Source organism: Streptomyces sp. SL06 (genome assembly GCF_058244745.1).
Map to the genome: position 1 here is coordinate 7,116,732 of NZ_JBSYOT010000002.1, position 17,495 is coordinate 7,134,226.

A 17,495-nucleotide genomic window follows, 5' to 3' on the forward strand; every position below is an offset into this window, starting at 1 on the left:
ACCACAAACCGACAATGAGGGAATTCCCACGCCGCCGGGAGGCGACCGAAGAGAGAGCGGAAGGTACGCGGCATGGCGCACGAAGTCGTTGAGCGTGTCGAGGAGCTGGGGCCGCAACTGGCCCAGCTCGCCGAAGAGAACGAGAAGCTGGGCAGGCTGAGCGATCAGACGGTGGCGCTGCTCCGCTCGACAGGGGTGCTGCGTCTTCTGCAGCCGACGAAGTCCGGTGGCTACGCCGCCCACCCCCGGGACTTCGCCGAAGCGGTCATGGCCGTCGCACGCCATGACGGCGCGGCCGGCTGGGTCTGCGGTGTGGTGGGCGTCCACCCCTGGGAAGTGGCTCAGATGGATCCGCGGCTCTCCGAGGAGATCTGGGGCACGAACCCGCAGACGTGGATCGCCTCGCCCTACATGCCCAACGGCATCGCCGAACCCGCCGAGGGCGGTTACGTGCTGAAGGGACGCTGGCCGTTCTCCTCGGGGACCGACCACTGCGACTGGGTCTTCCTGGGCGCCCTGGTCGGCGACGGCAAGGGCAGGCCGGCCTCGCCGCCGCAGGTCCTGCACGTCGTGCTGCCGCGGTCGGACTACGAGATCCTCGACGACACGTGGGACGTGATCGGGCTCTCCGGCACCGGCAGCAAGGACGTCGTCGTGGACGGCGCCTTCATCCCCGAGTACCGCACGATCAACCAGGACGAGGTCTCGGCGGGCGAGGCCGCGGAGCGCAACGGCGTCACCGAGCCCCTGTACCGCCTGCCGTTCACGTCCATGTTCCCGCTGGGGATCACGTCCGCCGTCATCGGGATCTGCGAGGGCGGCCTGCGCACCCACCTGGCCCTCCAGCGCGACCGGGTCGCCGTCACCGGCGTCCAGGTGCGCGACGACCCGTACGTGCTCTACGCGGCGGGCGAGGCGGCCGCGGAGATCGGCGCGTCCCGGGTCCAGCTCATCGAGGGCATCAGCCGCATCTACGAGCAGGTGCAGGCGGGGCAGCCGGTCACCATCGAGGACCGGGCCACCGTCCGGCGCAACCAGGTGCGGTGTGCCTGGCGCGCGGTCTCCGCCCTGGACGAGATATTCGCCCGCTCCGGCGGCAACGCGATCCGGCGCGGCAACCCGGTGCAGCGGTTCTGGCGGGACGCGCACGTGGGACTCCAGCACATGATCCATGTGCCGGGCCTCGCCTACCACGCCGACGCCCTCAAGCAGATGGGGCTGGACCTCCCGCCGCAGCTGAGCGTGATGATCTGACGCACCGAACCGATCGGTGAGGAGGAATGGCCACCATGAGCGACGCGGGCCTGCGGGACGCCTCGTCCCCCGAACCACCCTCGCGCAACCCCGAGGACAAGCGGTACTTCCGCGACGTGCTGGGAAGCTTTCCCACCAGCGTCGTCGCCATCACCGCCGGCGGAGAGGGCCTGGACACCCAGGCCATGATCGTCGGCTCCTTCACCTCCATCTCCCTGGACCCGCCGCTGGTGGGCTTCCTGGCAGACCGGTCCTCCAGCACCTTTCCCAGGATCAGTGCGGCCGGCAGGTTCTGCGTCAACGCGCTCGCCGCCGACCAGGAGGCGCTGTGCCGGTCCATCGCCACCCGGAGCGCCGCCGAACGCCTGAACGGCGTCCCCTGGCGGCCCTCCGGGCTGGGCAACCCCGTGCTGGAGGGCATCGTCGCCTGGATCGACTGCGAGCTGGCCGACGTGGTGGAGATCGGGGACCACGTCCTGGCCGTGGGACAGGTGCGCGAACTGCGGGCCGAGTCGGCGAAGACGCCGCTGCTCTTCTTCCGCGGCGGCTACGGCGACTACTTCTCCAGCACGTCCCTGGTGCTGGACCGGCTCGTCGGCTGGTGACCTGCGGGCACGCGCACCCGGGAGCACGGGCGGACCGGCCGGGTCATCCGGCCGGTCCGCCGTCTTCCGGCCCGCCCCCGACCGCCCCGCGACCCCGCTGAGGACCGTCCGTGACCACAGGTACCGAATCGTCCACGACCCTGCCCCGGCACCCCGCGACGGGTGCGCGGCGGCGCCTGGTGACGCTCGTCGGCCCGGCCTTCGTGGCCGCGGTCGCCTACATCGACCCGGGCAACTTCGCCACCAACTTCGAGAGCGGCGCCCGCTTCGGCTACCTGCTGCTGTGGGTCGTCGTGGTGGCGAACGTCGTCGGCATGCTGCTCCAGTACCTCTCCGCCAAGCTCGGTGTGGCGACCGGGCGGAGCCTGCCGGAGCTGTGCCGCGACACGTACCGGCGGCCGGTGGTCCTGGGCCTGTGGGCGCAGGCCGAGATCGTGGTCATCATGACCGATGTCGCCGAACTGGTCGGCGGCGCGGTGGCGCTGCGCCTGCTGTTCGGAGTGCCCATGCTCGCCGGCGGACTGATGATCGCGCTCGCCTCGTTCGCGATGCTCAGCTTCCGCACGGCCGGTCAGCGGGGCTTCGAGGCGCTGATCGCGGCCATGCTCGCGGTGGTCGCGGGGGTGTTCCTCTACCAGACACTCACGGCGGGGGTCGACGTCGGGCAGGCGGCCGGGGGACTGATCCCGCGGCTTGACGGCACGTCGAGCCTGATGCTGGCCGTCGGCGTGGTCGGCGCGACGGTCATGCCGCACGCCGTCTACCTGCACTCCGCGCTCACCCGGGAGCGTTTCGTGCCCGGCCACGGACTGGGCCGCGACCGGCTGCTGCGGGTCCAGCGGCTCGACGTGCTGCTGGCCATGGGCATCGCCGGACTGATCAACGCGGCCATGCTGGTGGCCGCGGCAGGCATCATGTACGGGTCCGGTGCCGAGCCGACCCTGGTCGGCGCGCACGACGAACTCGCCGCGCGGGCGGGCACCTCGGCGGCGGTGCTGTTCGCCGTGGCACTGCTCGCCTCGGGGCTGGCCTCCTCCAGCGTCGGCATCCGGGCCGGCGAGATCGTCATGGAGGGCTTTCTGCGGCGCAGGATCCCCTTGTACACGCGGCGGCTGCTCGCGGTCGTCCCGGCCCTGGCGATCCTGGGCACGGGCATGGACGCGACACGGGCCCTGGTGCTGAGCCAGGTGGTGCTCTCCTTCTGCATTCCCTTCGCACTGGTCCCGCTGGTCCTGCTGACCCGGCGCAAGGACGTCATGGGCCCGTGGGTCAACCGCCGGCTCACCACCGCGGCGGCGGGCTGCGTGGCCGTGGTCGTCACCGCGCTCAACGTGGTGCTGGTGGTGGAGGCGTTCGGCGGCTGACCCGGTCGCCGCGAGGGCCGGCACATCGCGTGCCGGTCAGTGGAAACCGGCCACCTGGCGGGCGGCGGAGCCGAGCAGACTGCTTGCGGCGGTCCAGGGAGGCGGCCCCGGGCACGGCGGAGCAGGAGCCGAGGACCTCGATGGCCTCCGGAGAGTCCTGGCGAGCGCAAGAGAGCGCACGAGGAGGAACGTGATGACCACAGAGGACACCTACGATGTGATCGTCGTGGGATCGGGGGGCGGCGGACTGGTGGGGGCGTATGTTGCCGCCTCGCGCGGCCTGCGCACCCTGGTGATCGAGAAGACGGACCGCGTCGGCGGGACCACCGCCTACTCCGGCGCCGGACTCTGGTTCCCCGGGTCCGCGCCCATCGCACGGGCCGGTGCCGACGACGACACGGAGGCGGCGAGGACGTATCTGCGCAGCGTCGTCGGCGACGACGACCGGGCGCACTTGCAGGACGCCTATCTCGACGCCGGGCCCAGGCTGATCGACGAGCTGGAGGACAACCCGTGGTTCCGCTCGTTCACCCATGAACCCGTGCCGGACTACTTCGCCGACGCCCCCGGTTCGAGGCCCACCGGCCGCACCATCTTCCCGCCGAAGGTCGACGCCTCGGAACTCGGCCCGCACGCGGCACTGGTGCGGGACACCATCCCCACCGAGCGGTGGGGAGTCGAACCCGGCCAGGTCCTCGACGGCGGCCGCGCGCTCATCGGCAGGGCACTGGCCGCCTTCCTGGAGACCGGCAACGGGACGCTGCGGACCGGGACCCGGCTGGAGGGCCTCGTCGTCGAGGAGGGCCGGGTGGTCGGCGTCACCGCCGACGACGACGGGGAACAGGTCGTCCTCCGCGCCGAACGCGGCGTCCTCCTGGCCGCGGGCGGCTTCGAACGCGACGCGGAACTGCGCAAGGAACACCACCGGGTCCCCCTCGACGGCACCTGGTCCAACGGCGCTCCCGGCAACACCGGGGACGCCCTGCGGGCCGGCCTCGCGGTGGGCGCCGCGACCGAGCTGCTGGACGAGGCGTGGTACGTGCCCGGACTTCTCCAGCCGGACGGCCTGCCCGTCTTCCACACCGGCACCCGCGGGGGCATCTGGGTCAACGCCGCCGGCGAGCGGTTCATGAACGAGACCCGCCCCTACGACCAGGCCGGACACGAACTGGTCCGACTGCACTCCGACACCGACGTGCCGCACATCCCCTGCCACTGGGTGCTCGACCAGCGCCAGATCGACCGGGACGGCTTCGGCGGCCCCCCGGACGAGCCGCCGCGCCCCGAGTGGCTGGAGTCGGGGGCGCTGAGGAGGGCCGACACCCTGGAGGAGCTGGCCGAACTGATCGGCGTCCCCTTCGCGGCCCTCGCCAAGACCGTCGAGGAGTACAACGGCTACGCCCGCACCGGCGTGGACGAGCGCTTCCACCGGGGCGAGACGCCCTGGGACCAGATGTACGCGCACATCGTCGGCTTCCCCGCGGGACCGGTGATGAACTACCTCGCCGCTCCCACCCCGCAGTGGCCGAATCCCGTCCTGCCGCCGCTGGACACCCCGCCGTACTACGCGGCGACCGTCGTCCTGTCCGACATCGGCACCAAGGGCGGTCTCAAGACGGACGAGGACGCCCGGGTGCTGCGGCCCGACGGCGCCCCGATCCCGGGTCTTTACGCCGCGGGCAACACGGCGGCGGCCATGTCCGGGCGCGTGTACCCGGGTGCCGGCACTCCGATCGGCTCGTCGCTGGCCTTCTCCTACCGCGCCGTGCTCGACATGGCCCGCTGACGCCGGACGCCGCGCGGCCGGTGCCTCGTGGCAGGCACACGACGACGCCGTACGGTCCTCCCGCCCGAGGACCGTACGGCGTCACTGTCGTGCGCGGGCCGTGGCCCGTCTCACCGAGCGGCGGCCGGCTGCTGCGCCAACACCTGCTCCGCCAGCTTCACATGCGCGGCGTCCACCAACTGGCCGTCCAGACTGGTGGCGCCGAGCCCGTCGGCCTCGGCGGCGCGGTAGGCGGCGAGGGTGCGCCGCGCCCGATCGATCTCCGCATCGGACGGCTGGAAGACCCGGTTGGCGATCTCGATCTGCGAGGGGTGGATCGCCCACTTCCCGTTGAACCCGAGCGAGGCCGCGGCTCGGGCGTCGCGTTCGTATCCGTCCGGGTCCCGGAAGTCCGGGTAGGGAGCGTCGACGGCGGCGATCCCGGCGATGCGGGCGGCGGTGAGCACCCGCATGCGGGCGTAGTACCAGAAGTCTCCCGGATACGGTTCGCGGGGACGGAAGTTGGTGTCGACCCGGGCGCCCTGGGAGACCGAGAGGTCGCCCGCGCCGAAGATCACCGCGTCAAGACGGTCGCTGGCGGTGGCGATCTCCTCGGCGTGCGCCACCCCGGCCACGTCCTCGATGAGGACTTCGAGCCGGATCCGCTTGCGCAGCCCCAGCCTCTCCTCCAACTGCGTGAGCAGTACGTCGACCCACCACACGTCCCGGGCCGCCGTGGCCTTGGGGACGATGAGGGTGTCCAGGTTCTCCCCGGCGCCCTCGACCACCTCGATGATGTCGCCGTGCGCCCACCTGGTGCTGATGGCGTTGATCCGCACCGCACGGGCGGTGCGCCCCCAGTCCTGCTCGTTGAGGGCCCGTACGGCCTTGCCCCGTGCCTCCTCGCGGTGCGCGGGGGCGACCGCGTCCTCCAGGTCGAGGAAGACCAGGTCGGCGTCGGAGGCCGCCGCCTTGGCGAACATGCGGTCGTTGCTCGCGGGCGTCGCCAGCTCGGACCGGCGCGGCGGGGGTGTGGGCATCGTGTCTCCTGTCTGGTGTCTGCTGTCCGGGACCCGGGCTCAGGCGTTCGTGGGCTGCCGGTCGGCGGCGAACACGTTGGCCGGGCGCTCCAGGTCGAGGTTCTCCCGCAGGGTCCGGCCGGTGTACTCGGTACGCGTCAGGCCGCGTCGGCGCAGCTCCGGTACCACCAGCCGGACGAAGTCCTCGAAGGCGCCGGGGAAGTGGGTGGCCGCGATGACGAATCCGTCGCAGGCCCGGGAGGTGAACCACTGCTCCATCTGCTCGGCGATCTGCGGGCCGGTGCCGACGAACCGCGGGCCCTGCAACAGGGTGGCGCGGTGGTTGGCGAGCGTCCGCAGGGTGAGGGTGCGGTCGCCCAGATGGCGGCGGACCCCCTGGACGAGGCCGCGGATGCCGGAGACCGAGTCGATGAGTTCGTCGGTGACCACGTCGTCCAGCGAGTGGCCGGCGAAGTCGTGGTTGGTCACCTCGGAGAGCAGGGTGAGGGACGCCATCGGGTGCACCAGCTCGTTGAGGAAGATCGCTTCCTTCTCCCGGGCGATGGACTCGGTCTCCCCGGCGATCGTGTAGACCATCGGCAGCAGCCGCACGGAGTCGGCGTCCCGGCCGGCCTCGGTGATCAGCGCCTTCTGCTGGTCGTAGTGCTCACGGGCCAGCTCGTGGCTGGGGTCGCTGGTGAAGACGAGATCCGCCCACCGGGCGGCGAACTGCCGGCCCCGGCCGGACTGCCCGGCCTGGATGATCACCGGTCGGCCCTGCGGGGTGCGCGGTACGGTGAGCGGGCCGCGCACGGAGTAGTACTCGCCGTGGTGGTCGATCTCGTGGACGCGCTCGGGGTCGGCGAAGACGCCGCTCTCCCGGTCGGCGACGATGGCATCGTCCTCCCACGAGTCCCAGAGCTTGGTGACCACGTCGACGAACTCCTCGGCGCGGTCGTACCGGGTGTCGTGGCCGACGTGCTGGTCGAGCCCGAAGTTGCGGGCCTCGGCGTCGTTCACCGAGGTCACGATGTTCCAGGCCGCGCGCCCGCCGCTGAGGTGATCGAGCGTGGCGAAGGTCCGGGCCACGTGGAAGGGCTGGTAGTACGTCGTGGAGTAGGTGGCGCCCAGGCCGATGTTGCTGGTGACGCCGGCGACGGCACCGAGCACGGTGCTGAGGTCGAGTTTGACCGGGCGCGCTCCGTAGCGCACCGCCTCGTCGGGGGAGTCGCCGTAGATCGACGGCATGGCCAGCCGGTCGTCGAAGAACATGAGGTCGAACGTGCCCTCCTCCAGGACACGCGCGATCCGCTGGTAGTAGCGCAGGTCGAGGAAGTCCGTCGCGGCACTGGGATAGCGCCAGGAGCCGGAGTACACGGACACGTTGGACGCCTGGAGGAAGGCGACGAGGGTGAGTTGGTCAGGTCGTGAAGTGCTCATCGTCGAGCCTCTCGTGAACTGTCGGTGTAGCAACCGATGACGAGACCTGATATATCAGTCTGGTACTGATGTATTCATGGCTCCGGCGCGGTTGTCAAGACGGCGGCGGCATGACAGTGGAGGCGCAGTGGACTCCGAGGAAGAGCGGAGCGGCGCGGGGGCCGCCGGTGCCGGACCTTGGACGGTTCTCGGCCCCGAGGACGAGTCGGCCGCCTATCCGACCGAGCGGGAGCGCATTCTCGCGACGCTGCGCGACCGCATTCTCTCCGGGGTGCTGCCCGCCGGTGCGCGCGTTCAACTCGACACCCTGGCGGACGAGTTCGGTACCAGTCGGACCCCGGTCCGGGAGGCGTGCCTGGCGCTCGCCCAGGACGGTCTCATGCGGGTCGCCCAGCGCAGCGGGATCACGGTGATCGGACTGCCCCCCGAGGCGATCCTGGAGAACTTCGCGCTGATGGCGGGCCTGTCGGGACTCGCCGCCGACTGGGCGGCGCGCGCGATCACCGAACGGGAGTTGCTGCGGGTGCGGGAACTCAACCGGGAGATCAAGGTGGCCGCCGCCGCGGGCGCCGACATCGCCACCCTGAACTGGGAGTTCCACCGGGAGATCAACCGGGCCTGCCACTCGGCCCGGCTCCAGGCGATGCTCGCCGACGCCGGGCGGATGATCCCCCGCCGCTTCTTCGAACTGTTCCCGGAGCACGTCCCGTGCAGCCTCGGTGAGCACGACGCGCTGGTGGCCGCGCTCGAACGGCGGGACGGCGCGCGCGCACGGCAGGTGGCCGAGGGGCACTTCGCCAGCGCCGCCCGGCTCCTGGAGGAGCAGTTCGGGCCCCGGTGAGGCGCTCTCGACGCGGTGCGTACCGACCCTTGTTGGCGCGCAATCGGGGGTGCTACCTTCCATGAAGTGTAAAGAGTTAGCTAATGCAGAGGATTCCGTTCGCTGCATGGCGGTGAACCGCGGTGCTCGCCTCGGCTCCTCACATCACGACCAGAAAGGCACGGAACGCACCATGAGCGACGGTCCTCTGGCCGGTCTTCGCGTCATCGACGCCGCCACCCTCGCGGCGGGTCCACTTGTCGCGACCTGGCTCGGTGAGCACGGTGCCGAGGTCATCAAGGTCGAACAGCCCGACGGGGGAGACCCGTTGCGCCAGTGGGGAGCGCAGAAGGACGGCGTCGGCCTGATGTGGAAGAGCGTCGGCCGCAACAAGAAGAGCATCACACTCAACCTGCGACAGGAGGCCGGCCGCGCGATCCTGCGCGAGCTGGCCGGGCAGGCGGACGTGATCGTGCTCAACCTCCGCCCCTCGACGCTGCGGAAGTGGGGACTGGACCACGCCCGCCTCGCGGCCGACAACCCGCGGCTGGTCATGGTCCACGTCACGGGCTACGGAGCGGGCGGCCCCAAGTCCGACCGGCCGGGATTCGGCACCCTCGGCGAGGCCATGAGCGGCTTCGCCCACCTCACGGGCAGTCCCGACGGCCCGCCCACCCTGCCCTCCTTCATGCTCGCGGACGGAGTGGCGGGCCTCACCGCCACCTACGCCGTGATGATGGCGCTCTACCACCGGGACGTGCACGGCGCCGACGGCCAGCTGATCGACATCAACCTCATCGAACCGCTGGCGCGGCTGCTGGAGCAGTCCGTGCTCACCTACGACCAGCTCGGGACGATCCCCCAGCGCACGGGCAACAGGTGGGACATCAGCGCTCCGCGCAACGTCTACCTCACCAAGGACGACCACTGGCTCGCGATGTCGGGCAGCGCCCCCACCATCGCGAGGCGGGCGCTCGTGGCCGTGGGCCGGCCGGAGCTGACCACGGACCCCAAGTTCGCGGAGGCCCAGCAGAGGCTGCGCAACGCCGCCGAGATCGACGCGATCATGGCCGGGTGGATCCGTGAGCGCACCCTGGAGGAGGCGATGGCCGTCTTCGAGGACGCGGATGTCGCGGCCGCCCCCGTCTACAACGCGGAGCAGTTGCTCGCCGACCCCCAGCTCCAGGCCCGCGAGATCTACCCGTCGTTCCCGGACTCCGACCTCGGCAGCATGCGCGTCCAGTCACCCGTGCCCCGGTTCTCGGCCACTCCGGGCCGGGTCGACCACCTCGGGCCGGCCCTGGGCGAGCACAACGAAGAGGTCTACGGAGGCCTCCTCGGCCTGGACGCCGACCGGCTCGGGGAACTGCGCGAGCAGGGCGTGATCTGACCCCGCGCCCCACAGGCGTCCCGGTCCCGGGCCCGGCCCCGGCTCGGCACTTTGTCCCACACCGATCCCGCACCGGCCGGTCCGGCACCGGCGGCAGGAGGCAGCAGATGAGCCAGTCCGTCACGGATTCCCACGGCCCACGGCCCACGACCGAGTCGTTCATCGGCGGCGAACCGGTCGGCGCGAAGGACACCTACGACAACATCGACCCGTCGACCGGACGTTCGCTCGGAGAGGTGGCACGAGGAGGCCCGGAGCAGGTCGACCGGGCGGTCGCCGCGGCACGGGCCGCGCAGCGCACCTGGCGGACGACCGCACCCGAGCGGCGGGCCGAACTCCTGTGCCGTCTCGCGGATCTGGTGGCGCGGGACGAGCGCTCCCTCGCGCGGCTGGACAGCGAGGACTGCGGCAAGCCGCTCTCCCAGGCGCTCAACGACGCCCGGGTGTGCGCCCGGTACTTCCGGTTCTACGGGCACGCCATCGACTCCTACTACGGGCTGAGCCTGCCGATCCGTGACGACCTGCACGTCTACACGCGGCGCGAACCGCACGGGGTCACCGGCCACATCGTCGCCTGGAACTACCCGCTGCAACTGTTCGCCCGGCAGGTCGGACCCGCCGTGGCGACGGGCAACTGCACCGTGGTCAAGCCGGCCGACGAGACACCCCGTTCCGCGGTGGCGCTCGCGCGGCTCGCGCTGGAGGCCGGACTGCCGCCCGGCGTGGTCAACGTGGTGACCGGGACCGGCGCGGAGGCCGGCGCGGCGCTGGCGGCCCACCCCGGTGTGGACCACCTGGGATTCGTGGGCTCGACCGGGGTCGGCGCACTGGTCGCCACGGCCGCCGCCGAGCGGGTCTCCCCGGCCATTCTCGAACTCGGGGGAAAATCCGCACACCTGGTGTTCGCGGACGCCGATGTGGAGCGGGCCGCGCAGGTCGCCGCGGGAGCCATCCTGCAGAACGCCGGGCAGACCTGCTCGGCGGGCTCGCGGGTGCTCGTGCACGAGAGCGTCCACGACGAAGTGGTGGAACGCATCGCCGGGCACTTCGCCCAGGTCTCCATCGGCCCGGGAACCGAGGACCCCGACCTCGGTCCGCTGGTCTCGCGCAAGCAGCAGAGCAGGGTGCGCGGGTATGTGGAGTCGGCCGGCACCGGAGAGATCGTCTTCGGCGGCACGATCGCCGAGCCGGCCGGGATCACCGCGGGGGCGTACTTCACACCGACCCTGATCGACGGTGTGGACCCGGCCTCCCCGATCGCGCAGGAGGAGGTGTTCGGACCGGTCCTGACCACCATGACCTTCGCCACCGAGGAGGAGGCGGTGGCCCTCGCGAACGGCACCGACTACGCCCTGCTCGGCGCGGTGTGGACCAAGGACCTCAGCCGCGCCCACCGGCTGGCCGCCCGGATCGAGGCCGGCCAGATCTACGTGAACACCTACGGCGCCGGCGGGGGAGTGGAACTGCCCTTCGGCGGGTTCCGCAAGTCCGGGTACGGCCGTGAGAAGGGCGTCGAGGCGCTGGACGCCTACACCGCCACGAAGACGGTCGTCGTCCAACTGTGACGGCGCGGAAAAGGACGTAGAGACAAGAGGTGGGCCCCGCCCGGATGGCGGGGCCCACCTCTGTCGTCCTCGGTTCGCGAACCGCTCAGGGCGTGAACCCGACGTAGTCGTCGAGCCGTCGGCGCAGCAGCCAGCGCCCCTGCGACGCCACGAACTCGTCGTGGTAGCGCGCGACGATCGCGACGGACCACGCGGAGCCGTCGCTCTTGAGCATCGTCACGTCGGTGGTCGCCTTCGCCTCCCGGTCGTTCCACTCCGTCACGACGGTGCCGCCGATGACATGGCGCTGGGGCCGGTCCGGGTCGGGCCGCCAGCCCGGCTGGGCGAAGGCCTCCCGGACGGCGTCCACGCCCTTGAGCGTGGCGACTCCGGGGATCTCCATCACCGTGTCCGGTGTGCACCAGGCGGACATGTCGTCGCTCCGGCCGTCGTCCTGGGCCTGCGCCACCGCGGCCACCGTCTGCCGCACACCGGCCCGCACCTCTGCGAACGTGGTCATCCGTGCTCCTACTTGAGTGCGATGGGGGTGATGGGGGAGCCGACGGAGCCCGTCACCTTCAGACCAGGCGCGCAGAACAGGGTCTCCCACACCCCGTCCTCCTCGCTGTCCGCGGCCAGCTCCTCGAAGTTGAACATCTCCCCGATGGTGAGGCCCATGTCCCGGATGACCACCTGGTGGAAGGGGATCGCGGCGCCCTTCACCGGGCTCGGCCACACCTCGCCCGAGTGGTTGTCCATGGCCAGCGCGGCGACCTCGCGTTCGTACAGCCAGCGGCAGGTGTCGAGGCCGGGGCCGGGGGCGTTGCCCAGGAAGTGCTCGCGGTCCCCCTCCAGGAACCACTTGTAGGAGCCCGTGCGCAGCAGGACGATGTCACCGGACTCGACCCGTACGCCCTGTCGCTCCTCGGCGGCCAGCAGGTCCGCCTCGGTGATCTCGTAGGAGTCCTCCAGCCGGTCCACGCCCTTGAGCCGGGCGATGTCGAGCAGGACACCCCGGGAGATCAGCCGGTCCACGGCCTTGTGGAACGAGTTGCGGGTGGCGCCGAGGAAGTTGTTGACCGCCGCGGCGGGCACGTTGTTGTAGAAGCGTCCCCCGTAGCCCGCGTGGGCCAGGCCGTCCCACTGGGTCGCCGCCTGCAGCCCGGTGATGATCATGTCGTCGGCGGAGATCAGGCCGTCGGGCGACTGCGCGGTGTCCGAGGGCAGCAGCGTCATGACGTGGATCGGATTGTTGCGGAAGCCGCCGGCCTTGAACGGCCCGTTGCTGTCGAAGGGCATGCCCAGGTCGAAGGCCTTGCCGGTACGCACCAGCCCGGCCGCCTCGACACGCTTTTGCGGGGTGACGAAGTTGAGGGTGCCGATCTCGTCGTCGTCCCCCCAACGGCCCCAGTTGCTCAGCTTCTTGCCCAGTTCGTGCTGGGGCCAGACCTTGTCCTCACTCACACTTACTCCTCACCGGTGAGCCATGTAGTGGCTCACGCATTCCATGAGACTGGTGGGCACGTAGTAGCCGGAGCGGTCCCTGATGCGGTCCAGGTTCCCGGCGACGTCCGCGACGCCGGCGTGCAGCGGATCCTCGGGCAGATAGCCCTCGGTGACCCCGACGAAGAGATGCGCGAACCGGCCGGCGCCCGCGAGGAAGACCTCGCCGCTGACCTCGCACGCCTCGTGGGCCAGATAGGCGACCATGGGCGCCACCAGCGCGGGGTCCATCACATCGCCCCCGCCGTGCCCCTGGTCCCGCAGCTGGTCCATGCCCTCCGAGGGGCCGCCCGCCATCCGCGTCATCGCGTTCGGGGCGATGACGTTGACCTTGATGTCGTGGTCGCCGGCCGACGCCGTCATGCTGCGGGCCATGCCGATGACCGCCGCCTTGGCGGTGGCGTAGCTGAGGTTGTCGGGCAGTCCGAACATCCCGATGGAGCCGGTGAGCACGATCCGCCCGTGGTTCTGCTTCAGCATGTGCGGCCAGGCGGCCCGCGAGGTGTGGAAGGCGCCGCGCACATGCACCCCGAGATGGCTGTCGAAGATGTCCTCGTCGACCTCGGGAAGCCCGGCGAAGCGCACGTTTCCCGCGTTGTTGACGACGATGTCGACGCGCCCGAACCGCTCCACCGCCCGTTCGACCGGGCGCCGTCCGCCCTCGGCGGTCGAGATGTCGCTGGTGTCCGCTATCGCGGTGCCGCCCGCGTCGTTGATCTCCCCGGCCACCCGCCGGGCGGGTTCGGCGTCGGAGCCGGTCCCGGCCATCGAGCCGCCGAGGTCGTTCACGACGACCTTGGCACCCAGCTCACCCAGCAGCCGCGCGTAGGCCCGGCCGATGCCGCGCCCCGCGCCGGTGACGACGGCCACCCGGTCGTCGAATCGGAACTTCTCCATCACTCGGCCTCCTCGGACCCGTCCGACGAACCCAGGAAGCCCGAGTACCGGTTCTCCAGGACGCCGCTCATGACCTCGCGCAGCTTCGGCCGGCCGCCCGGGTTGAGCAGGAAACTGCGGGGCTTGCCGTCGACGTTGGTGCCGTAGAAGTAGCTGCGTTCGCCGAACGAGGAGTACGCGGACAGTTCCGCCACCATCCGGTTCCAGCCCTCCTCCACGTCGGCGGGCACCTCCATCACCTTCCGGCCGTGCTCGCGCAGGTACTCGATCGCGTCGGCGATGAAGTCGACCTGGTCCTCGGCGTACCTGGGGTTGTTCCCGGCGGCCCCGTGCGGGCCCCCGGGGAAGAAGAAGTTGGGGAAGCCATGGCTCATCAGACCCATGAACGTGCGGGGGCCCTTGGACCAGTAGTCCTCGAGAGCCAGGCCGTCGCGCCCGCGCACCCCCATCCGGGTGAGCGCCCCGGTGCCGAAGTCGAAGCCCGAGGCCCACACGATGACGTCGAACTCCCGCAGCCCGTCGGTCGTCTCGATGCCCTGCTCGGTCACCCGGACCATCGGCGTCTCCCGCAGGTCGACCAGGCCGACCTTCGGGTCGTTGAAGGACTCGAAGTAGCCGGTCACGAACGGGGGCCGCTTCTCCGCCCAGCCGTGGTCGACGGGGATGAGCCGCTCGGCGGTCGCCGGGTCCCGGACGATGCCGCGGATCTGCTCGGCCATGAACGCGCACCAGTCCGCGTTGGCCGCCTTCTCGGTCATCGTGTCCGCGTAGTGGCTGATCACCTTGGAGAAGCCGGGCCCCGACCACATCTGCCGGTAGAACGCCCGGCGGTCCTCCGGGGAGTCGTCGAACGCCTTGCGCTCGTTGCGTTCGTGCAGGAACCCGCTCACGGATTCGTGCAACCGGTCGCGCAGCGTCTCGAATCCGGCCTTCAGCTCGGCCTGCTGCTCGTCGGTGATCGGCTCGTTGGCGAGCGGGGTGCACCAGTTGGGCGTGCGCTGATACACCGTCAGGGACGCCACGTCGCCGACGATCGCCGGTACGACCTGGACGCCGCTTGACCCGGTGCCGACCACCGCGACCCGCTTGCCCCCGAAGTCGACCGGCTCGTCGGGCCACAGACCGGTGTGGTGCGCCACGCCCTTGAAGTCCGTACGGCCCGGCACCTTCGGAAAGACCGGTGCCGACAGCACTCCCGTGGCCGCGACCAGGAAGCGCGTCCGGACCCGTGTGCCGTCCGCCGCCTTCACCAGCCAGGTGGCGGAGGGCTCGTCGTACACCGCGGAGGTGACCCGCGCCCCGAAGCGGATGTGCTCGCGCAGCCCGAGCCGGTCCACCGCGTAGTTGAAGTAGCGCTCGTTCTCCGGCTGGCCGGCGAACCGTTCGCTCCACTGCCATCCCTCGAACAGCTCGCGTGAGAAGAGATATCCGTAGGTGTAGCTCTCCGAGTCGAGCCTCGCTCCCGGATACCTGTTCCAGTACCACACCCCGCCGACGCCTTCACCGGCCTCCAGCAGCAGGGTGGAGAACCCGGCCTGCCGGGCCCGGTACAGCTGGTGGATCCCGGTCACCCCCGCGCCGATCACCAGCACCTCGACCTCGGTGTCGGCGGCGGTGTCCCGCACGTCGTCTCCGGACGCTGCCAAGGGACTCACCCGTCCTCTCCCGGCCGGGGCGCGACGGTGAAGCCCCAGGGGATGCCGAGGCTGGTGTCCGGGTCCGTGACCAGTACCTCGTCGGTCCGGGTCCGCACCCCCACCCCCTGCGCCGCCAGGTGCCGGGCCACCCGTTCCAGGTCGGCGACCTGCCAGGTGATCGCGTGGTAGGTGTCGTTGGGCGCGTTGGCCGACCAGTCGGCGTGCGCCGCGGTGCCCTCGTCGGGGACCGCGTACTCGAAGACCGCGTCGGCCAGCCGGACGTAGGTGCTGTGGACGCCGAGCACCTCGTCGCGCCCCTCGTGGACCACCGTGCCGCCCAGGCCGTCGACCACCACGCGCAGGCCCCGCTCGGGGCGGTCGGTGAGGACGGTGTGGTGCGAGCACCGCACGATCCCCAGCGGGTCGTCGTCGGACACCGGCGGGATCTCCCAGCCGGGCGCGAGCCGGTGGTCGAGCGGGAAGGGGATCTGCGGCAGGAACTCGTAGCGCAGCCCGGCGTCCTCGGGGACCGTGAAGAAGATCGGCATCGGGGATCCCGGTGCGGTCGGCGGGTCCTCGCCCTCGGCGGCCTCGTCCATCTGGCCCACCATCCCGATGCCGAGCCGCCGCAGCCGGCGGTAGGCGTCGGCGATGCCGTCGACGTACCAGCCGAACCCCTTGAGGTGCGGCTTGTCGACCGAGGCGTAACGCTGCACCCCGTCGAGCACATAGCGCTTGGGGTCGATCATGTCGAAGAGCACGTCGCTGATCGGCGTGAACGTCGAGTAGTCCGTGGGGTATCCGTCGCTCGCCGGCGCGTTGCGCGTCATCTCCGCCATCGGGCGGCTCGGGCGGCCGAAGACCCGCTCGAACCACGCCTCGCTCTCCCGCAGGTCGGTCACATGATGACTCGGGTGGTACAGCCGTGTGACGCGGAAGTCACCATCAGCCATGGATCTGTCGCCTCTCTCGCAGGGGTGTGTTGTCGCGGTCCAGAAGGGGTCACCAGGCGACGGGCAGCTCGTAGATGCCGTATGCCTGGGAGTCCTCCTTGAACCGCAGGTCCGCCAGGTCGGCGGCGAGCCGCAGGGTGGGAATCCTGCGGAACAGGGTGCTGAACACGACCTGGAGTTCGATGCGGGCCAGTTGCTGCCCCACGCACTGGTGCGGCCCCCAGCCGAAGGCGAGATGGCGGGAGGCGTTGCGCTCCAGCTTCAGCTCCTCGGGGTCGGGGAACGCGTCCGGATCCCAGTTCGCCGCGGGCAGGCTGGAGATGACGCCCTCGCCGGCGCGGATGGTCACCCCCTCGAACTCGAAGTCCTCCAGGACGGCTCGCCTGGCCAGCAGGTGCGGCAGCGTCAGATAGCGCAGCAACTCCTCGACGGCCCCGGCGACATACGCGGGATCGTCGGAGCGCTCCCGCAAGGAGGTGAGCTGGTCCTCGTGCTGAAGCAGCAGCGCCGTACCCAGGGTGATCATGTTGGCGCTGGTGTCGTGGCCGGCGACCAGGAGGATGTGGCCGAGCGGCGCGGCCTCCTGCATCGTGAGCACGCCCTCCTTGACCCGGGCACCCAGGTCCGAGAGGACATCCTCGCCGGGGTCGTCCATCTTGCTCTCGATGAGCTGCGCGATGTACCGGCGCAGCACACCGCTCGTCTCCACGTTCTCCTCGGGGGTCCGGTACACCGCGTTGGTGATCCCGGCGTGCTTCTGGAAGAACTCGTGGTCCTCGTACGGCACTCCGAGCAGCTCGCAGATCATCAGCGAGGGCAGCGGCAGCGACAGCGCCTCGTTCAGCTCGGTGGGGTTGGGACCCGCGAGCATCTTGTCGATGAGTTCGTCGGTGATGCGCTGGATCGCCGGCCGCAGCTTCTCCATCCGGTGGCGGGTGAAGGAACTGGTCAGCATCCGCCGCCAACGGGTGTGCTCCGCACCGTCGGTGTTGTTGATCGACGGCTGCATCTCGGAGGCGTGGACCTTCATCGCCTCCGTGGTGTGGGGGTAGCCCGGTTTGTCGAGCCCCGCGCTCAGCCTCGGGTCGGCGAGCAGGGCGCGCTGGGCGGCATGGCCGAGGGCCAGCCAGGGGGTGGTGCCGTCCCAGATGCGGACCCGGACCACCGGCTCGTCCGTGTCACGCAGGGCGAGCAGGCCGGGCGGCGGGGCGAACGGGCACTTGCTCGACCTGGGCGCCGGGAACTTCGGTACGTCGGCGGTCGGTTCGGTGTGGGGCGCGGTCTCGGTCATGAGAGTCCCTTCT

Annotated in this window: 15 protein-coding genes; 7 read left to right on the top strand and 8 right to left on the bottom strand. The window is 70.9% G+C overall.

The genetic code is table 11. From position 1 onward, the window contains the following. Window positions 1-72 precede the first annotated feature (72 nt). The 4 genes from AC4IHM_RS32510 to AC4IHM_RS32525 all read left to right on the top strand — a co-directional run bounded on the left by AC4IHM_RS32510 (window position 73) and on the right by AC4IHM_RS32525 (window position 5,009). Window positions 73-1,254, top strand: a complete 1,182-nt coding sequence (locus tag AC4IHM_RS32510; protein ID WP_490870548.1) for an acyl-CoA dehydrogenase family protein — start codon at window positions 73-75, stop codon at window positions 1,252-1,254. A 35-nt stretch (window positions 1,255-1,289) separates the two neighbouring features. Then, window positions 1,290-1,859 (top strand): flavin reductase family protein, encoded by a 570-nt coding sequence (locus AC4IHM_RS32515; RefSeq protein WP_490870549.1) that lies wholly within the window; start codon window positions 1,290-1,292, stop codon window positions 1,857-1,859. 110 nt (window positions 1,860-1,969) lie between these two features. Next, complete coding sequence (locus AC4IHM_RS32520; protein ID WP_490870550.1) at window positions 1,970-3,223, top strand: Nramp family divalent metal transporter; 1,254 nt, start codon at window positions 1,970-1,972, stop codon at window positions 3,221-3,223. A 193-nt stretch (window positions 3,224-3,416) separates the two neighbouring features. After that, window positions 3,417-5,009: an FAD-dependent oxidoreductase gene (locus AC4IHM_RS32525; protein ID WP_490870551.1), complete on the top strand. Its 1,593-nt coding sequence runs from the start codon at window positions 3,417-3,419 to the stop codon at window positions 5,007-5,009. A gap of 110 nt (window positions 5,010-5,119) precedes the next feature. Here the strand turns inward: AC4IHM_RS32525 and AC4IHM_RS32530 are convergent, their stop codons facing one another. Further along, window positions 5,120-6,028, bottom strand: coding sequence for an HpcH/HpaI aldolase/citrate lyase family protein (locus AC4IHM_RS32530; RefSeq protein WP_490870552.1), 909 nt, complete (start codon window positions 6,026-6,028; stop codon window positions 5,120-5,122). Window positions 6,029-6,067: 39 nt separating this feature from the next. Beyond that, a complete protein-coding gene (locus tag AC4IHM_RS32535) occupies window positions 6,068-7,447 on the bottom strand; it encodes an LLM class flavin-dependent oxidoreductase (protein ID WP_490870553.1) in 1,380 nt (459 codons plus the stop codon). A gap of 127 nt (window positions 7,448-7,574) precedes the next feature. On the opposite strand from AC4IHM_RS32535, the gene AC4IHM_RS32540 reads away from it, so the two are divergent. The 3 genes from AC4IHM_RS32540 (at window position 7,575) to AC4IHM_RS32550 (ending at window position 11,222) form a co-directional block, all read left to right on the top strand. After that, window positions 7,575-8,288 carry a GntR family transcriptional regulator gene (locus AC4IHM_RS32540; protein ID WP_490870554.1) on the top strand — a complete coding sequence of 238 codons (714 nt, stop codon included), beginning with the start codon at window positions 7,575-7,577 and terminating at the stop codon, window positions 8,286-8,288. Window positions 8,289-8,460: 172 nt separating this feature from the next. Next, on the top strand, window positions 8,461-9,657 hold the full coding sequence (locus AC4IHM_RS32545; protein WP_490870555.1) for a CaiB/BaiF CoA transferase family protein: 1,197 nt from the start codon (window positions 8,461-8,463) through the stop codon (window positions 9,655-9,657). 107 nt (window positions 9,658-9,764) lie between these two features. Continuing rightward, window positions 9,765-11,222 (top strand): aldehyde dehydrogenase family protein, encoded by a 1,458-nt coding sequence (locus AC4IHM_RS32550; protein ID WP_490870556.1) that lies wholly within the window; start codon window positions 9,765-9,767, stop codon window positions 11,220-11,222. Window positions 11,223-11,307: 85 nt separating this feature from the next. Here the strand turns inward: AC4IHM_RS32550 and AC4IHM_RS32555 are convergent, their stop codons facing one another. From AC4IHM_RS32555 to AC4IHM_RS32580, 6 genes are read right to left on the bottom strand one after another with little or no spacing between them, the layout of a single operon-like run. After that, window positions 11,308-11,721, bottom strand: coding sequence for a nuclear transport factor 2 family protein (locus tag AC4IHM_RS32555; RefSeq protein WP_490870557.1), 414 nt, complete (start codon window positions 11,719-11,721; stop codon window positions 11,308-11,310). A gap of 8 nt (window positions 11,722-11,729) precedes the next feature. Then, the gene (locus AC4IHM_RS32560; protein ID WP_490870558.1) at window positions 11,730-12,665 is read right to left on the bottom strand and encodes a cyclase family protein; all 936 of its coding nucleotides are present in this window, start codon (window positions 12,663-12,665) and stop codon (window positions 11,730-11,732) included. A gap of 9 nt (window positions 12,666-12,674) precedes the next feature. Continuing rightward, window positions 12,675-13,601 (bottom strand): SDR family NAD(P)-dependent oxidoreductase, encoded by a 927-nt coding sequence (locus tag AC4IHM_RS32565; RefSeq protein WP_490870559.1) that lies wholly within the window; start codon window positions 13,599-13,601, stop codon window positions 12,675-12,677. Next, on the bottom strand, window positions 13,601-15,247 hold the full coding sequence (locus tag AC4IHM_RS32570) for a flavin-containing monooxygenase (protein ID WP_490870560.1): 1,647 nt from the start codon (window positions 15,245-15,247) through the stop codon (window positions 13,601-13,603). The genes AC4IHM_RS32565 and AC4IHM_RS32570 overlap by 1 nt, the downstream gene beginning before the upstream one ends. A gap of 5 nt (window positions 15,248-15,252) precedes the next feature. Continuing rightward, window positions 15,253-16,191 carry a hypothetical protein gene (locus AC4IHM_RS32575; RefSeq protein WP_490870561.1) on the bottom strand — a complete coding sequence of 313 codons (939 nt, stop codon included), beginning with the start codon at window positions 16,189-16,191 and terminating at the stop codon, window positions 15,253-15,255. Window positions 16,192-16,240: 49 nt separating this feature from the next. After that, window positions 16,241-17,482: a cytochrome P450 gene (locus AC4IHM_RS32580; protein ID WP_490870562.1), complete on the bottom strand. Its 1,242-nt coding sequence runs from the start codon at window positions 17,480-17,482 to the stop codon at window positions 16,241-16,243. Between the last annotated feature and the right edge of the window lie 13 nt (window positions 17,483-17,495).